The following is a 15,397-nucleotide window of genomic DNA, read 5'->3' as shown; positions in this document are numbered from 1 at the left end:
CGCCTTCCGCGTTGGCCCGCCGGGCGGCGAGGAGCATCGCGTCCACCCCGGCCGGAGTCGGCGTGCCGAGGTTCACCACGAGGGCCCGCGCCTGCGCCACCATCGCTTCGACTTCTTCGAGGGCGTGCGCCATCACCGGGGACGCGCCGATGGCGAGCGTGGCATTCGCGACGTCGTTCTGCGTGACGGTGTTCGTGATGTGGTGCACGAGCGGCTTGGTCTCCCGGACGCGCGCCAACAACTCGGCCGCGGCGGCCGGATCGAGGGCGGCGCCGCGGGCAGGCATTGGGGCCGCTAGACCCGCACGCCGGTCCGGACTATGCCGAGCGCCGGGCGCAGGGCCCGAAGGACGAGATAGCCGAGGATCGCACCCGGGATGCTGCTCGAGAGAAACGTCACCTGGAACCACCAGATCGTATGCTGCGAGTGCACGATGGGCTGGAACGCGAGCGCCGCCAGCGTCGCGCCGATCGGCCCGGTTCCGAGCGGCTCGGCCAGCGCCGCGACGTCGTTCCGCAGCCAGCGATACGCGTAGCCCACGACGAGCGCCCCGAACGGGCTGCCGGGAAACGCGAAGATCGAGCCAGAGTGCAAGTTGTACCGGAGGATCGCCGTGACGAGCGCGGCGCCGGCCGCGTACCATGGGCCGATTAATACCCCTGCGAGGGCGTTTATCGCGTGTTGGAAGGGAGCGATGCGCGTGGGCCCCACCGGAATGCTGCCCAGCCCGGGTAACGAGCCCAATACCGTGGCGATGGCCGCGAACATCGCGGCGAGGACGAGGCGTCGGAGATGCAGGCTGTTGTTGGTCATATCGGCCACTCCTCCATGCGGTGCGCCATCTCGAAGAACAAATACTCGTAGCGCGCGCTCGTGAGAAACACCTCGCGCAGCGCGCCTTCGTCCGGGGGCCGCTCCTCCTCCAGACGGTCGAGGACCCCCGCCAGCCACCGCGCCGCCGCAGCGTACTCGTCCGCGGTGTAGCTCTTGATCCAGTTCGCGTACGCCGGGACGGCGGGCAGGCCCCGCTTGCGCAGCGCCGCGGCGATCTCCCAATATCCGTGGGCGCAGGGTAGGATCGCCGCGACGATCGCGGCGAGATCCGACGTTTCCGCGACAAGCCGCAGGTGGTTCGTGTAGGCGAGCGTCGTCGGCGCCGGGCCCGTCGCTTCGAGCGCCTCGGGCGAGATGCCGGAGGCCCAGCACGTCTCCCGGTGCAGGTCCATCTCGACGTTGAGGGTCTGGTTCAGGAGATCGGAGAATCGGGCCGCGACGACGGGCTCGGCCGCGCGCGCGGACGCGAGCGCCAGCACCCGGCAGTACTCGATGAGGAAGACGTAGTCTTGCTTGAGGTAGTACTGGTACCGATCGCCCGGGAGCGTCCCGTCCCCCAACCCGCGCACGAAGGGGTGCTCGAGGATCCGCGCGCGGATCGGGGCGGCGGCGTCCTGGAGTCGCGCGAACAGGCTCATACCGCGCCCGTCCACGCGGCGATCACCCGGCCGTAGACGCGGGCGCAGCGGACCAGATCGTCGAGCGTCACGTACTCGTCCACCGCATGCGCCTGTCCCCAGCCGCCCGGTCCATAGACGACGGCCGGAATGCCGTGTTCCGCGAGCCATCCCGCGTCGCAGACGCCGCCGGACATCCGGTACGACGGTGTCACCCCGCACACGTCCGCGTGGGCCAGCGCGACCAACGCCGTCCCCGGATGCTCGATCGGTGTCTCAAACGCGGGGAACACCTCGCCGCGGTCCTCGATCATCGAGCGGCCGCCCCAGCGGAAGGCCGGCGGATGCTCGCGCAGCCATGGATCGGCCGACGACGCCGCGCGGACCGTGGCTTCGATCTCGCCCGTGACGCCCTCCATCGTCTCGCCGGGATAAAAGTGCACCGTGACCCACAACGCGCACCGGTCGGCGATGAACGCGGGGTGGCGGCCGCCTTCGATCGCCGCCGGATTGATCGTCGTGGTCCCCGGCGGGAACCCCGGGTGCGTCTTCACAACCGCCCAGTGGCGCTCGAGTGCCTGGAGGGCCTGCAGCACGACCATCATCTTTTCGATGGCGCTGGCCCCGTGCACGCCGCCGCCCGCGTGAATCATGCGGCGGCGGAGCGCGTCGTGGAACGTCTGGGGGCTCTGGATGGTGATCCAGCCGGTGACGACACCGCCCTGGCCGACCGAAATCTCACCGTTGCTGGGTTCGAGCACCAGCGCAAGGCCGGCCGGCGGGGTCTCGTCGATCGCCGTCAACGTGCCCGCCTCTCCCATCTCCTCCCCGGTGACCAGCTGGACCAGGATGTCGCCGCGCGGCCGCCCGAGCGTCCCGACCACGGTCTCGAGCGCGACAAGCGCGGCCGCGATGCCGCCCTTCATGTCGGTCGCGCCGCGGCCATAGATGCGGCCGCAGCACCGCACGGGGTGGAACGGCGGGGCCGTCCACGGCTCGCCGGGCACCGTCGACGCCACATCGACGTGCCCGTTCAGGAGCAGCGACCGTCCTCCGCCGCGCCCGAGCAGCCGGGCCACGATCTGCGGGTCGCCGGGATAGAGCGGAATCGTCCGGACCTCGGCACCGAGCGACCGGAGCCGGGCGGCGAGGAACTCCTGGATCGGCCCGGTGTTCCGGCCGGGCGGGCACGGTGTCTCAAAGGCGATCAGCCGCTCGGTGAGGCCGAACAATTCCTCCCGCCGCGCCTCGAGCGCCGCGTCGAGGGCCCCGGCCCACGGCCACGCCGGGCGGACCGCGAGGGTGGATCCCGGTGCGTCCGTCACGGACGCCCTCCCAGGTTGGTATAGAGCTGATCCGGGGGCACGGCCGTTGGAATCACCTTCCGCGCCGCCATCCACCCGTCGAACGCCGCCCACGTGGCCCGGCGCTGCCGCTGCGTGCGGGCGTAGGCGGGCAGCGTCGCGTCGAACGATCTGCGGTTGAACGCGTCGTTGAGCTTCGGGTTGAGCGCGACATAATAGCGAAAGGCCTGGTCCGGGTGCGCTTCTGTGAGCGCGAGACCGCGGCCGACCGCCTGCACGAACCGGGTCAGCGCCGGCCGCCGCGTCGTGAGCGCGGCGTCGTTGGCGATCAGCACGAGTTCGTAGAACGTCGGCACGCCGTACCGCTCGGGCTCGAACATCCCGACCGGCTGCCCCTGCATCTCGATCTGCACGCGTTCGACGTTCCGGTACGCGCCGATGACCGCGTCGACCTTCCGCGACAGCAGGGTCGGCACGATGTCGAACCCGACGTTCACCAGGGTCACGTTGGCCTTCGTCGCCCCGTCCGAGCGAAGAACCTGGTCGATCATGGCGTCTTCCAGACCCGACACGGCGAAGCCCACGCGGCGCCCCACCAAGTCCTTGGGGCGCCGGATGCCGGAGCGTTTCAGGTACATGACCGTCGTGAGCGGCTGGGCCACCAGAAGGCCGATGCTGCGCACCGGCAGTCCTTGGGAGCGGGCAAAGATGACCCCCGACTCGTAGTTGACCGCGACGTCGACCCGGCGCGCGGCGACGAGCTTGAGCGGGTCATCGGCGTTCGCCGGCACCTGGAGGACGACGTTGAGCCCGGCCTGCGTGAAATACCCCGCCCCGATGGCCGCGTACAGCGGCACGTGATCCGGATTGGGGAACCAGTCGAGCATGAACACAAGCGGCGTCCCGGACGTGCCCGCGCCGGCGACCCCGGGCCAGACCGGGCCTGCGCACAGCACGGCGGCCAGCATCGCGGCCGCCGCGACTACGGGGATTGGTCTACGCACTACCCGACACCCCCTCCGCTCCTACGCCTGCGTCCCGGCCCGGCGCCACGGCAGCGCCGCCCATTCGACCAGCGAGACCGTCCAAAACAGCGCCGTGGCCATCACGCTCAGATACACGATCACCGCAAACACGAGATCGACATGGAGCTGGGCGTTCGCATGGATCATGAGATACCCGAGCCCGCGCGTCGACCCCACCCACTCGCCGATCACGGCGCCGATGACGCTCGTCGCGACGGCGATGCGCGTCCCCGAGAAGACGAACGGGAGCGCCGCGGGCACGCGCACGCGCCGGACGATCTCCGCCGGCCGGGCCCCGAGGATCACGAGGAGGTTCACCATGTCGGGATCGGCCGCCCGGAGTCCGTCGACCGTGTTGACGACGATCGGAAAGAAGACGATGAGCGCGGCCATCACCACTTTCGAGAGCGTCCCGTAGCCGAACCAGACGACCAGCAGCGGAGCGATCGCGAACACGGGGACGGTCTGGCTCGCGATCACGAGCGGGTAGACCGCGCGCTCGACCGTCCGGGACGCGAAGATCGCGAGCGCGAGCAGCACCCCGACGACGAACGCGATCGCGAACCCCAACATCACCTCGGCGAGCGTCACGGCCGCTTCTCCCAGCAGCAACGCGCGATCGTCGACGAGCACACCGGCAATGCGGCTGGGCGCCGGGAGAATGTAGAATGGGATGCCGAACGCGCGGACCGCGGTCTCCCAACCGGCCAGGATGGCGGCGAGCAGCACGAGGGGCGGCACGATGCGCGCGGTCCAGCCGCGGAGGCGCCGGCCGCCCGCGGGGCCGGTCTCGCGGGCGGCCGGCGTGCGGATGCGCTCCGCCGACTCGAGCGCGGCCGGACGGGCCGCGGCCGCTCCGGCCTGCGCTCCGTGCGGCCGAAGCAGGCTCACGCGAACGCCTCCGCCGTCTCGGCGTGGAGCAGGTCGAGAATGGCGGCCTTCTCGCGGACGACGCCCGCCTCGGTCGCGCGGCGGGGCCGCGGGAGATCGAGCCGGATTTCCGCGCGGATGCGGCCGGGACGCGCCCCCATCACGTAGACGCGATCCGACAGCAGCACGGCCTCTTCGACGTCGTGGGTGATGAACAGCACCGTGCGGCCGAACTCCTCGCGCAGCCGCAAGAGATACCCCTGCATCGCCGCGCGGGTCATCGCATCCAGCGCGCCGAACGGCTCGTCCAGCACGAGGAGGTCGCGCCGGCAGAGCAGCGTGCGCACGAGCGCCACGCGCTGCCGCATGCCGCCGGAGAGCGTCGCCGGGTAGACGCGCTCGAAGCCCTCCAGCCCGAAGCGCCGGAGCATCACGCGGGCTTCCTCGCGGGCCGCGCCCCGCGGCGTCCCCTGGATCTCGAGGCCCAGGATGGCATTGTCGAGCACGGTGCGCCACGGCAGCAGCAGGTCTTTCTGCTGCATGTAGGCGACGCGGCCGGGGGCCGCGCCGGTGCGGTTCCCGCCGGCGAGCATCGTCACGGTGCCGGCATCGGGCCGGAAGAGACCCGCGACGATGTTGCAGACGGTGCTCTTTCCACAGCCGCTCGGTCCCACCAGCGCGACAAACTCGCGCGGCGCGACGTCGAGCGACACCCCGGCCAGCACGTCGAGCCATTCGCCGTCGCGCCAGAACCGCTTCCTCAGGTCTCGAATCTCCAGTGCCGCGGACATGGCCGCACCTCAGTGCCGTCTATGACGAACCACCGGCCAAAAGCGAACGCGCCGTCCCCGGAACCCGGGCGGCGCGTACCCATTCCCTCCGCTGGCATTACCCAGATCAGGTTCCGGGGTCGATGGCAGGGTTAGCCATCCTCTCAGCCTGGTGGTCCCAAGCTCCCCCACGGACTATGCGGTTGTCGACCTGAGTATACCATTCCGGTGCAAGGCCGGCGGCGGGTCCGGCGCACGTGGCGGCGCGCCGGCGATTTTCACGAGGATCGGAATTTCAACTTGACGCGCCGCGACAGCAGCCGGCCGATCCTCCGTTCCATTTGGGCGCTCGCAAGCCGGGCCGCCTGTTCTACGGCGGTGAGCGGCCGCGCCCCCCGCGCCAGGGGGACTTCGCGCTGCGACTGTGATCGCAACGTGGGGCTCCGGCGGTCGCCGGGGTCCTCTCGAGCCGCGTCCGGACCGGCCGGTGGTTCCCGTTTCGGCACCCCTCCCCGCTTTGTCTTCGCGCGGGAAACCCGCGGCCCGGCCTTCCGGCGGGGCTTGGGCCGCCCGGCGCGGCGGCGGGCTCGTTTCATGCCGCGGCGGGGCCGGGCTCCATCATGACGGCAGCACCCGCCACAACTCGTCGCGGGCCGGCGGCGTGAGCGGTGCCTCCCGCCCGGCCCGGCGGAGCCGGCATTCGCCTGGCGCCAGCGTCCCGATCAGCGTGGCCGGCACCCCGACGCCTGTGATTGCCGCGGTGGTGCGATCCGGATCGGGGGTCGCCACGAGCAGCGCACCGCTGCCGATCAAGGCGAGCGGATCGACGCCGAGGACGTCGCAGACGGCCCGTGTTTCCGACAGCACCGGCACCCGGTCGGCGTCGAGCACGACGCCGAGCCCCGATGCGGCGGCCAGTTCGTACACCGCGCCGAGCACGCCGCCCTCCGTGACGTCATGCATGGCATGCGCGCCGGCGGCCGCGGCGGCGCGGGCCTCGGGCAGAACGCTCAGGCGCTCCCGCAGCGCGCGGGCGCGCGACAGCGTCTCCTCGCCGACCGCCGGCAGGAGGTCCGGCCGGCGGGCATCCGCCAAGATGGCGGTGCCTTCGATCGCGGCCGCCTTGGTCAGCACCACCGCGTCGCCGGGTTCCGCGGCGCCGCTGCGGAGGAGGCGATCGCGCATCACCCGGCCTAATGCCGTTACGATGATGATGGTGCGCGCGATGCCGCCGACGACCTCGCTGTGCCCGCCGGCGATTTCGACGCCGAGCGAGGCGGCCGCCGCGGCGGCGTCGCGCATGACGCGGGCCAGATCCTCCGCCGCCCGCTCGGGCGCGAGCAGCACCGTGAGCAACACGGCCACCGGGTCCGCCCCCGCGGCCGCGAGGTCGTTGGTTCCGATCAGGACGGCATACCACCCAAGATCGGCTCCGGCGCCGGTGATGGGATCGGTCGTCACCGCGGCGAGGCCGGGGCCAAAATCGACCACCGCGCAGTCCTCGCCGAACGCGGCATGCACCAGCACGTCGGACCGCCGTGTCCCGAGATGCCGGTACACGAGCGCGTCAAGCATGTCCGGTGGAACTTTCCCGATCGGCAGCGCGTGGTCGCGCCGGTCACCCATCGCAAGCTCGCTTTAAAGCGTGATCACAGGAACACCGGGGGCTGCGCCGAATGAACGAGCGGCTCCCCATGGCCGAGACCGCCTTTGTCCTCATCAACCTCGATCGCGGCACCCCCGCGGAAGTGGCCCGCCTGATCCGCGCGCTTCCGGGGGTGGCCCAGGCGCACGCGGTGATGGGCGACTACGACGTGCTGGCTGTGATTCACGCGGATCTCACGCGGGACATCTCCGCGCTCGTGGACGCGCACATCCGGACGATCGACGGCGTCGCGAAAATCGTGACCTGCGTCACCGTCCCCACGTAGCCGCCCGACACGACGCGCCGGCGCACGGGGCGGGACGGGGGTTATACCGTGACGCGCGGCGTGATGACCGTCATCGTCTGCAGGATCTCCAGCGCGACCTCGAGCGCCCGCAGGCCGTCCTCCCCCGACACCAGGGGCGCCGTCTCGCCCCGGACGCACTGGACGAAGTGCGTCAGCTCCGCGCGTAGCGGCTCCCCGGCGGGCACGACGAGCCGTTGCTCCGTCCCGTCCCGCCGGACGGTGAGCTGCTGGCTCAGATAATTGAGATGGATGAAGCCGTGGGGCAGCGTGATCTCGAGTTCCGCGGCCTTCACGGGGGAGACACGGCTCGCGACGAAGCTCGCCATGCACCCGTTGCGCAGCGTCAGGTGGGCCACCGCCAGGTCTTCGTCGTCCCCGTGGATCGCGGCACCGACCGCGCTCACGCGTGACGCGGGCGCGCGTATCAGGTGCAGGACGATGTCGAGGTCATGGATCATGAGGTCGAGCACGACGCCGACATCCATGATCCGTCGAGGATTCCAGGGCCGGACGCGCCGGACTTGGAGGAACAGGGGATCCGTGACGAGATCACGCAGGCGCTGGACGGCCGGCTTGAACCGCTCCACGTGTCCCACGAGCAACACCAGGCCGCGGCGCTCCGCAATCTCCACCAGCTCGGCCGCTTCGTCGACGCTGGTCGTGATCGGCTTCTCGACGAGCACGTGAATGTCGTGTTCCAGGAAGTCGCGCGCGATCTCGTAGTGCAGCGCCGTGGGGACGACGAGGCTGACCGCGTCCACCCGGGCGAACAAATCGCGGTAGTCCTGCGATCCCACCGTGGCGTAGCGTCGGGCGAAATTTGTGGCCTCGCGGGCGGCGGTGTCGACGACCCCGGCCAGGACCGTGCCGGGCAACTGATGGTATATGCGCACGTGGTGCTGGCCCCATTGGCCCAGGCCCACGACGCCGAGGCGGATCGGTCCGCCCATGGCCACCTCCATGTTAGAACGCGTCGGGATCGAACCGGCGCACGGCCCCCACGATCCGGTCGACGTCCTCCTCCCCGAGCGCCGGGTGGACCGGCAGGCTGAGCACCTGCTCGGCGGCCCGCGCGGCTTCGGGGCACCGGCTGCCGCCGTAACGGCCGCGGTACAAGGGCGTCTCGTGAATCGGCACCGGATAGTAAATCCGCGTTCCGACGCCCTCCGCCTCGAGATGGCGACGCAGCCGGGCGCGCCCGCGCGCGACCCGCACCGTGTATTGATGGTAGACGTGCGTGTACCCCTCTGGCTCGGACGGGCACGTGAGCCATCCCAGGCCGGCGAGGCCCGCCGTCAACCGGGCCGCATTGTGCCGCCGGCGGACGTTCCAGCCCTCGAGCCGGCTCAACTGCCCCACTCCGAGCGCGGCGGCGATCTCCGTCATCCGGTAGTTGTAACCCACAGCCTCGTACACGTACTGCTGGCGCTCGCCGCCGCGGACGAACAGGCGCGCGCGGTCCGCCACGTCGGCCTGGCCCGTCGTCACCATGCCGCCCTCGCCCGTCGTCATGTTTTTGGAGGGATAGAAGCTGAACGCCGCCGCGCGCCCGAAGCCGCCGGCGCGTCGTCCCTGGAACGCCGCGCCGTGCGCCTGGGCCGCGTCCTCGATCAGCACGGTTCCAAACGACTGCGCAAGCGCCTCGAACCGGTCCATCGCACACGGCAGCCCGTACAGGTGCACCACCAGGATGCCGCGCGCGCCGGGCGTGCGGCGGAGGACGTCCGCCGCGGCCTCGGGGTCCAGGTTGAACGTACGCGGATCGATGTCCGCAAAGACCGGCTCCGCCCCGCAGGACAGAATTGTGCTCGCCGTGGCCCCGTAGGAAAACGGGGTGGTGACGACCCGGTCTCCCGGCCCGATCCCGGCGGCCCGGAGCGCCGCCATGAGGGCCGTCGTGCCGGAACTGGCCGCGACCGCGTGGGGCGTGCCCACATACGCCGCGAACTCACGCTCGAACTCCGCCACCCGCGGGCCGGCGACGAACTGCCCGGAATCGAGGACCTCGAGGACGCGGCGCTTGTCCTCGTCGGAAATGAGAGGCCGGGCGATCGGGATCAGGTGACGCGAGGTCGTCGGCATCATCCTTGGTGACCGAACGACTGTTCTGCACCTCGCCGGCATTTCCTGCGCGGGCGCCCCCGCCCGCGACCCCGCTGCGGGACCGGCTTCACGCGCCGGCCTCGACCTGCTGTTGAAGCGCCCGAAGCATGCCGTCGATGTTCTCGCGCATTTTGACCCGCAGCAGACCGCTCAGCAGGCGGCCGATCAACGGGATTCCGAACTCGAACTCGACGGTGATCGTCGTGCGGGTCGCCGCCCCGTCCGCGGCGAACTCCCACCTGCCTTCGTACCGATCAAAATCCCCCTCCCGCTGGCGGAAGCCGCACCGGTGGGCCGCGTCGTCCCATACGTCTTCTTCCACCCAGCGGATGCGCCGTCCCTCGACGCTCCCGACCCACTCCGTCAGCGTCGGCACCTCGCCGCGCCGTTCCAGCACCGTGACCCGCTCGAGGTCGGGCATGAACTTTGGGAAATCCTCCACGCGCCGGGCGCGCGCGTACACTACTTCGAGCGGTGCCCGGATGACGATCGAGGCGCTGACCTCAGGCATGGATGTGCCTCCCCGTCCGGCGACGAGCCGATGAGCCCGACGCGGGAATCCTCATCGCCCGCCGCCTACGTCGAGGATCGCGCCGGTCGTATAGGATGCAGCCGGCGACAACAGCCAGAGGATCGCTTCCGCAACCTCTCCGGCCGTTCCCGCCCGCCCGATAGGGACCGTCGGGGCGAGGCGCGCCGCCCGGCCCGGCTCGCCGGCCGTCGCATGCATCTCGGTCTCGATCAGCCCGGGCCGAACCGCGTTTACGCGGATCCCCTCCGCGCCAACCTCACGTGCCAGGCCGATCGTGAAGCTCTCGACGGCCCCCTTGGTCGCGGCATAGTGCACCCATTCGCCGGCGCCGCCCAGGCGCGCGGCCGCGGACGAAAGATTGACAATGACACCGCCCTGTCCGCCGTGGCGTCGGGACATCCGGCGTACCGCTTCGCGCGCGCACAGGATGGTCCCGGTCACGTTGATGCCGAGCACGCGCGACAGTTCGCTCCCCGTGAGGGCGTCCAGCCGCCCCGGCCGGCCCGACACACCCGCGTTGTTCACGAGCGCGGTCACCGAGCCCAATACGCGCGCCGCTTCCTCGAACAACGCCACCACGTCCTCTTCTTTGGAGACGTCGCCCTTGAACGCACGGGCCCGCCCTTCCGCGCGCTCGATGTCTCGGACCACGTCGAGCGCGCTCCCGCCGTCCCGGACATAGTTGACGGCGACCGCGTAGCCGCGGGCGCCTGCGAGCCGTGCCACCGCGGCCCCGATTCCACGGCCGGCACCCGTCACCACCACAACCTGGCTGCCGCTAGGCATGCAGTTCGAGGACGTCGCCGTCCTCCAGGACATGCTCGTGCTGAACCATCTGGCCCTCGTACGTGCGGCCGCCACCCCCCGCGGAGTCGTGGCTTCCCCAGACCCGCGCGTACTTGAGCCGCTCGCCGAAGTCTTTGTGGACCACCGCGGCGGCTTCCTCAACCGTGATGCCGCGCCGGAACACGTAGGGCACCGACTTGTCCGCGCGGCGGCCCGGCGCCTTGGTGTAGACGCGGATCACGCCGAGCAGCCGGAACAACTCCGGCTTCAGCGTCTCCAGCCCCTCGCCGAGTTCCGCCGAGACAGGCAGGATGTCGAAGCGCGCGCCGTAGGCCTCGCGGAGCAGTTCGAGGCGGACGCCTGCGTCCGGGGCGTCGCTCTTCGTCGCGACGAGCAGGGCCGGCGTCGTGCCCTGTTGTCCCCGGCGACGGACGAACTCGACGCGGCCTTCCGCCGTGAGCGCCATGACACCATCCATCGAGGCGAGCAGATCGTCGTCGGCGAGATCCGCCACGAGCAGGGCGCCGTCGGCCTGCCGGATGAGCGCGAACAGCCACGGCTCGGCGGTCTCGGGCGCGATCGGCGGCAGGTCGACCAACTGGATCTTGATATCCTCGAACGGCACCATCCCCGGCAAGGGTGTCCGGGTCGCGAACGGGTACGGCGCAACGACGGGGTTCGCGTTGGTCAACGCGGCGAGCAGGCGCGACTTGCCCGCGTTCGGCGCTCCGACGAGCGCCACCTGGCCGGCGCCCTCCCGCGGCACGTGGTGCCACGTCGGCCCCTTGGCGGCGGATTTCCGGCTGCGGGCGGCTTCGGTCCGCACCTTCGCCATGCGCCGGCGGATGTCCGCGCGCATGTGCTCGGTTCCCTTGTGCTTGGGGATCGTGGCCATCATGGCTTCCAGCGCTTCGAGCTGCTCGTCCGGCGTGGTGGCCTGCCGGAATCGGCGCTCGGCTTCGAGATATTGCGGTGTCAGATTCGCGGGCATAGCGCTCGCGAGTTATTGTAGCGTCTCGGCGCTCCCGGCGGCCACACCGAGGTACGCTTCTTTCACCCGCGGACTCCGCAAGAGCGCGCTCGCGGTGTCGGCGAGCGCGATGTGGCCCGTCTCCATGACATACCCGCGGTCGGCGTGCTCCAGGGCGACGGCGACGTCCTGCTCGACGAGCAGAAGACTCGTGCCGCGCCCGCGCAGCCGGTCGACGGCGTCCATGAGCCCCTGGACCGCGATGGGGGCGAGCCCCAGCGACGGCTCATCGATCAGCAGCAGCTGCGGCCGGGCCATGAGCGCGCGGGCCAGGGCGGCCATCTGCTGCTCGCCGCCGCTCAACTGGCCGGCCGTCAGATGAAGGCGCTCCCCCAGGACCGGGAATAGGTCGAGGACGTCGCGGAGGTCCGCGGCGATCGCCCCGCGGTCCGTGCGGGCGTAGGCGCCGACGAGGAGGTTCTCCTGCAGTGTCAGATCCGCGAAGAGGCGCCGGCCCTGGGGCACGTGCGCCATTCCCAGCCGGACGATCGCCTCGGGCGGTAGTCCGGCGATGTCTCGCCCGTCCCAGCGTACGTTGCCGCGCCACGGCCGCAGCAGGCCGGAGACGGCGCGCAGCAGCGTCGACTTGCCGGCGCCGTTGCTGCCGACGAGCGCGACCACTTCCCCCCGCCGCACCTCGAGCGTGACGTCCCAGAGGACCTGGACGCCGCCGTAGCCGGCATCGAGGCGCTCGACGTGGAGGAGTGGAGCCGGGGCCGCACCGCCTCCCCCTTCGTGGGACTGTCGCCGCGAAGACGGGGCCGCACCGCCCCGCGAAGACGGGGTCATCGCGACCCCGGCCCGCCGCGCAACGCGTGGCGCGGTCCCAGATACGCGTCGATGACGGCGGGATCGGACGTCACCTGCTGCGGGGATCCCTCCGCGATCTTCGAGCCGTGGTGAAGCACGACGACGCGCCGGCACAGCCCCATCACGACGCGCAGCACGTGCTCGATCACGAGCAGCGTGATCCCCTGCGCGTTGATGCGGCGGAGCAGCGCCATGTCCGCGTCGGTCTCTGCGTGCGTGAGCCCGGCCATCACCTCATCGAGGAGCATGAGGCGCGGACGCAGCGCGATCGCCTTGGCGAGCTCGAGCCGGCGGAGGTCGGGGGTCGTCAACACGCGCGCCGGAAGGTCGCGCTTCGCGGCGAGCCCGACGGCCTCCAGCACCTCGTCCGCCCGGCGGAGCGCGTCGGCGACGCCGGCGGCGGGCGCCGCGCGGAACAGCAGCGGCACCGCGACGTTCTGGCGGACCGACATGTTGCGGAACGGCTGCGCGATCTGGAACGTCCGGGCGATGCCGAGCCGCGCGATCGCCGCGGGGCGCCGGCCCGTGATGTCCGACCCGGCGAACTCGACGCGGCCGGCGGTCGGCGCCTCCATGCCCGTAATGACGTTCACGAGCGTACTCTTCCCGGCGCCGTTCGGACCGATGAGCCCGACGATCTCGCCGGGTTCGATCGCGAGGTCGACCCGGTGGACGGCCGCCAGGCGGCCGAAGAACTTCGTCACCCCCATCGCCGTGAGGAGCGGCACTAGACCCGGTTCTCCTGCAGCGCGTCGCGAATCGACGCGCGCAGCCCCGCCGGCCCGCCCTCGCCCGAGGAGGCCCGGAAGAGTTCGGCCAGCCCCCGCGGAGCGAAGATGACCAGCACGCAGACAAGCGCGCCGAAGAAGACGTTGTGGAGAAACAGCGAGACGTTGGTCAGGGCGACGTCGAGCGTCTTGAGAATAATCGCGCCGGCGACGGGCCCGAAGACCGTTCCGGGCCCGCCGAAGAGGGCCATGACCACCGCCTGGACCGTGAAGTCGATGTTGAAGACGCTGAGCGGCTCGATGAACGTGAGCCAATACGCGTAGATGCCTCCGGCGGCGGCGAACAGGAACGCGTTCGCCGCGTACGCCAGGATTTTGTAGGGCAGAGGTTCGATGCCGAGGACCTGGGCGGCGTCCTGATTCTCGCGGATCGCCGCGATCGCATAGCCGGCCCGCGTGCGCGGCAGCGCGAACCCGGCGGAGACCGACAGCACGAGCGCGGCGAGCATCCAGTAGTAGAAGATCTTGAAGTCGCTCGCCGCCGGCAGGTTCATCCCCGATCCCCCGCCGGTGATCTCGAGGTTCGCGGTGAGCTGCCGCAGGACAAACATGAAGCCGAGCGTCGCGATGGCAAAGTAGTGGCCGCGCAGCCGGAGCAGCAGGGCGCCCATACCAGTCGCCGCGGCCGCGGCCACCACGCAACCGGCGGGCAGCGCCGCCGCGAACGGCAGGTGGGCCCGCACCATGACGATGCCGGTCGTGTAGGCGCCGATGCCGAGGAACGCCGCGCCGCCGAAGTCGGGGTAGCCGGTGTAGCCGCCGATGAGGTTCCACGCTGAGGCGAGGATGCCGAACAAGAAGATGCCGGTGAGGATCCGGACGTAGTAGGTGTTGAGGACGCCGGGCAGCGCAAGTGCCACGACCAGGACGGCCGCCGGGACGGCGAGGCCGCGCAAGTCGCGCCCCGTCTCGCGCGGGACCTCCGGCCGCTCCGCGTCCTCCTGCCCCGTCTCGCGCGGGACCTCCGGCCGCTTCGCGTCCTCCTGCCCCGTCTCGCGCGGGACCTGCCCCGTCATCCGCGAAACCGCGCCGCGCGTCCAAGCAGCCCGGCGGGACGCACGAGCAGGACGAGGATCAACGCGCTGAACGCCACGATGTAGTCGTAGTTGGGGCCGAGCCAGCCCGCGGCGTACGTCGTCAGCAGGCCGAAGATCAGCCCGCCCACCAAGGCGCCGGCGACGCTGCCGAGGCCGCCGAGCACGCAGACCACGAAGCCGATGAAGGTGTAGTTGGCGCCCATCGCCGGGTAGATGGGAAAGCTCATGCCGGCCAGCCCCCCGGCGATCCCGGCCGTCGCGAGTGCGATCGCGAACGTGATCGCGTAGACGTGGCCGATCGGAATCCCCATCAGGCGCGCCGCTTCCTGATCCGACGCCGTGGCCCGGATCGCGCTCCCGAGGCGCGTCCGGCTCATGAGGAGGTGCAGGAGCACGGCGACGAGCAGCGCCGCGCCGAGCGTCATGAGGCGGATGGCCGGGACGATCACGGGCCCGAGGTGCAGGCTCCGGCCGGAGTAGGCCGTCGTGATGGCCCGCACGTCGGCCGTCCACGCCGCGAGGGCGATGTTCGTGATCAGCAGCTCAAAGCCGAACGTCAGCAGAAACGTGATCAAGAACGACGCGCGGATGACCTGGTTGACCACCACGCGCTGTAGCCCGTAACCGAGGACGAACAGGGCCGCACCCGCAAGCGGCAGTGCCGCAAACGGGTCGATGCCGTAGAGCGTAAACAGCCAGTAGGTCGTGTACGCGCCCAGCATCACAAACGCGCCGTGCGCAATGTTGATGACGTTGAGCACGCCCCACACCAGGGACATGCCGAGGCCGACGGTGGCGTAGGTGCCGCCGATCAGCAGGCCGTTGACCGCGTTTTGTAACGCGATCTGGGCTGCCGGGCTCACCGGCGAGAGTCCCACGAAGGGGGAGGCAGCGCAGCCCCGGCTTCGCGGACCGGAACGGCCCCCCGCACCGCGGCCT

Annotated in this window: 18 protein-coding genes and 1 riboswitch; of the genes, 1 reads left to right on the top strand and 17 read right to left on the bottom strand. The window is 71.0% G+C overall.

From position 1 onward, the window contains the following. The 8 genes from VGZ23_11645 to VGZ23_11610 form a co-directional block, all read right to left on the bottom strand. Nucleotides 1–286: hydroxyethylthiazole kinase (locus tag VGZ23_11645; GenBank protein HEV2358247.1), on the bottom strand; the 286-nt coding region annotated here is incomplete at its 3' end. An 8-nt stretch (nt 287–294) separates the two neighbouring features. Then, nucleotides 295–813: an energy coupling factor transporter S component ThiW gene (gene thiW / locus VGZ23_11640; protein ID HEV2358246.1), complete on the bottom strand. Its 519-nt coding sequence runs from the start codon at nt 811–813 to the stop codon at nt 295–297. Beyond that, a complete protein-coding gene (gene tenA, locus VGZ23_11635; protein HEV2358245.1) occupies nt 810–1,472 on the bottom strand; it encodes a thiaminase II in 663 nt (220 codons plus the stop codon). Before tenA ends, thiW begins: the two co-directional genes overlap by 4 nt. Then, the gene (locus VGZ23_11630) at nt 1,469–2,776 is read right to left on the bottom strand and encodes an acetylornithine deacetylase (protein HEV2358244.1); all 1,308 of its coding nucleotides are present in this window, start codon (nt 2,774–2,776) and stop codon (nt 1,469–1,471) included. The genes tenA and VGZ23_11630 overlap by 4 nt, the downstream gene beginning before the upstream one ends. Then, the gene (locus tag VGZ23_11625) at nt 2,773–3,759 is read right to left on the bottom strand and encodes an ABC transporter substrate-binding protein (GenBank protein ID HEV2358243.1); all 987 of its coding nucleotides are present in this window, start codon (nt 3,757–3,759) and stop codon (nt 2,773–2,775) included. Before VGZ23_11625 ends, VGZ23_11630 begins: the two co-directional genes overlap by 4 nt. A 21-nt stretch (nt 3,760–3,780) precedes the next feature. Continuing rightward, a complete protein-coding gene (locus VGZ23_11620; protein HEV2358242.1) occupies nt 3,781–4,671 on the bottom strand; it encodes an ABC transporter permease in 891 nt (296 codons plus the stop codon). Next, nucleotides 4,668–5,441 carry an ABC transporter ATP-binding protein gene (locus tag VGZ23_11615; protein ID HEV2358241.1) on the bottom strand — a complete coding sequence of 258 codons (774 nt, stop codon included), beginning with the start codon at nt 5,439–5,441 and terminating at the stop codon, nt 4,668–4,670. Before VGZ23_11615 ends, VGZ23_11620 begins: the two co-directional genes overlap by 4 nt. Nucleotides 5,442–5,507: 66 nt before the next feature. Next, nucleotides 5,508–5,620, bottom strand: a riboswitch (TPP riboswitch). A 418-nt stretch (nt 5,621–6,038) separates the two neighbouring features. Further along, complete coding sequence (locus VGZ23_11610; GenBank protein ID HEV2358240.1) at nt 6,039–7,046, bottom strand: AIR synthase family protein; 1,008 nt, start codon at nt 7,044–7,046, stop codon at nt 6,039–6,041. 50 nt (nt 7,047–7,096) lie between these two features. On the opposite strand from VGZ23_11610, the gene VGZ23_11605 reads away from it, so the two are divergent. Further along, nucleotides 7,097–7,351, top strand: a complete 255-nt coding sequence (locus VGZ23_11605; GenBank protein ID HEV2358239.1) for an Lrp/AsnC ligand binding domain-containing protein — start codon at nt 7,097–7,099, stop codon at nt 7,349–7,351. A 41-nt stretch (nt 7,352–7,392) separates the two neighbouring features. On the opposite strand, the gene VGZ23_11600 is transcribed toward VGZ23_11605, so the two are convergent. From VGZ23_11600 to VGZ23_11560, 9 genes are all read right to left on the bottom strand, one after another. Beyond that, nucleotides 7,393–8,322, bottom strand: coding sequence for a Gfo/Idh/MocA family oxidoreductase (locus VGZ23_11600; protein ID HEV2358238.1), 930 nt, complete (start codon nt 8,320–8,322; stop codon nt 7,393–7,395). A gap of 13 nt (nt 8,323–8,335) precedes the next feature. Next, nucleotides 8,336–9,457, bottom strand: coding sequence for a DegT/DnrJ/EryC1/StrS family aminotransferase (locus VGZ23_11595; GenBank protein ID HEV2358237.1), 1,122 nt, complete (start codon nt 9,455–9,457; stop codon nt 8,336–8,338). An 85-nt stretch (nt 9,458–9,542) separates the two neighbouring features. Next, nucleotides 9,543–9,986, bottom strand: coding sequence for an SRPBCC family protein (locus tag VGZ23_11590; GenBank protein HEV2358236.1), 444 nt, complete (start codon nt 9,984–9,986; stop codon nt 9,543–9,545). Nucleotides 9,987–10,037: 51 nt separating this feature from the next. Next, nucleotides 10,038–10,793 carry an SDR family oxidoreductase gene (locus tag VGZ23_11585; GenBank protein HEV2358235.1) on the bottom strand — a complete coding sequence of 252 codons (756 nt, stop codon included), beginning with the start codon at nt 10,791–10,793 and terminating at the stop codon, nt 10,038–10,040. Further along, the gene (locus tag VGZ23_11580; protein ID HEV2358234.1) at nt 10,786–11,784 is read right to left on the bottom strand and encodes a GTPase; all 999 of its coding nucleotides are present in this window, start codon (nt 11,782–11,784) and stop codon (nt 10,786–10,788) included. Before VGZ23_11580 ends, VGZ23_11585 begins: the two co-directional genes overlap by 8 nt. Before the next feature lie 12 nt (nt 11,785–11,796). Next, complete coding sequence (locus VGZ23_11575; GenBank protein ID HEV2358233.1) at nt 11,797–12,612, bottom strand: ABC transporter ATP-binding protein; 816 nt, start codon at nt 12,610–12,612, stop codon at nt 11,797–11,799. Then, nucleotides 12,609–13,361: an ABC transporter ATP-binding protein gene (locus tag VGZ23_11570; GenBank protein ID HEV2358232.1), complete on the bottom strand. Its 753-nt coding sequence runs from the start codon at nt 13,359–13,361 to the stop codon at nt 12,609–12,611. Before VGZ23_11570 ends, VGZ23_11575 begins: the two co-directional genes overlap by 4 nt. Beyond that, on the bottom strand, nt 13,361–14,437 hold the full coding sequence (locus VGZ23_11565; protein ID HEV2358231.1) for a branched-chain amino acid ABC transporter permease: 1,077 nt from the start codon (nt 14,435–14,437) through the stop codon (nt 13,361–13,363). The genes VGZ23_11570 and VGZ23_11565 overlap by 1 nt, the downstream gene beginning before the upstream one ends. Beyond that, nucleotides 14,434–15,321, bottom strand: coding sequence for a branched-chain amino acid ABC transporter permease (locus VGZ23_11560; GenBank protein ID HEV2358230.1), 888 nt, complete (start codon nt 15,319–15,321; stop codon nt 14,434–14,436). Before VGZ23_11560 ends, VGZ23_11565 begins: the two co-directional genes overlap by 4 nt. Nucleotides 15,322–15,397 lie beyond the last annotated feature (76 nt).

Source organism: bacterium (genome assembly GCA_035945995.1).
Classification (GTDB): Bacteria; Sysuimicrobiota; Sysuimicrobiia; order Sysuimicrobiales; family Segetimicrobiaceae; genus DASSJF01.
This window is presented reverse-complemented; position numbering and strand designations above follow the sequence as displayed.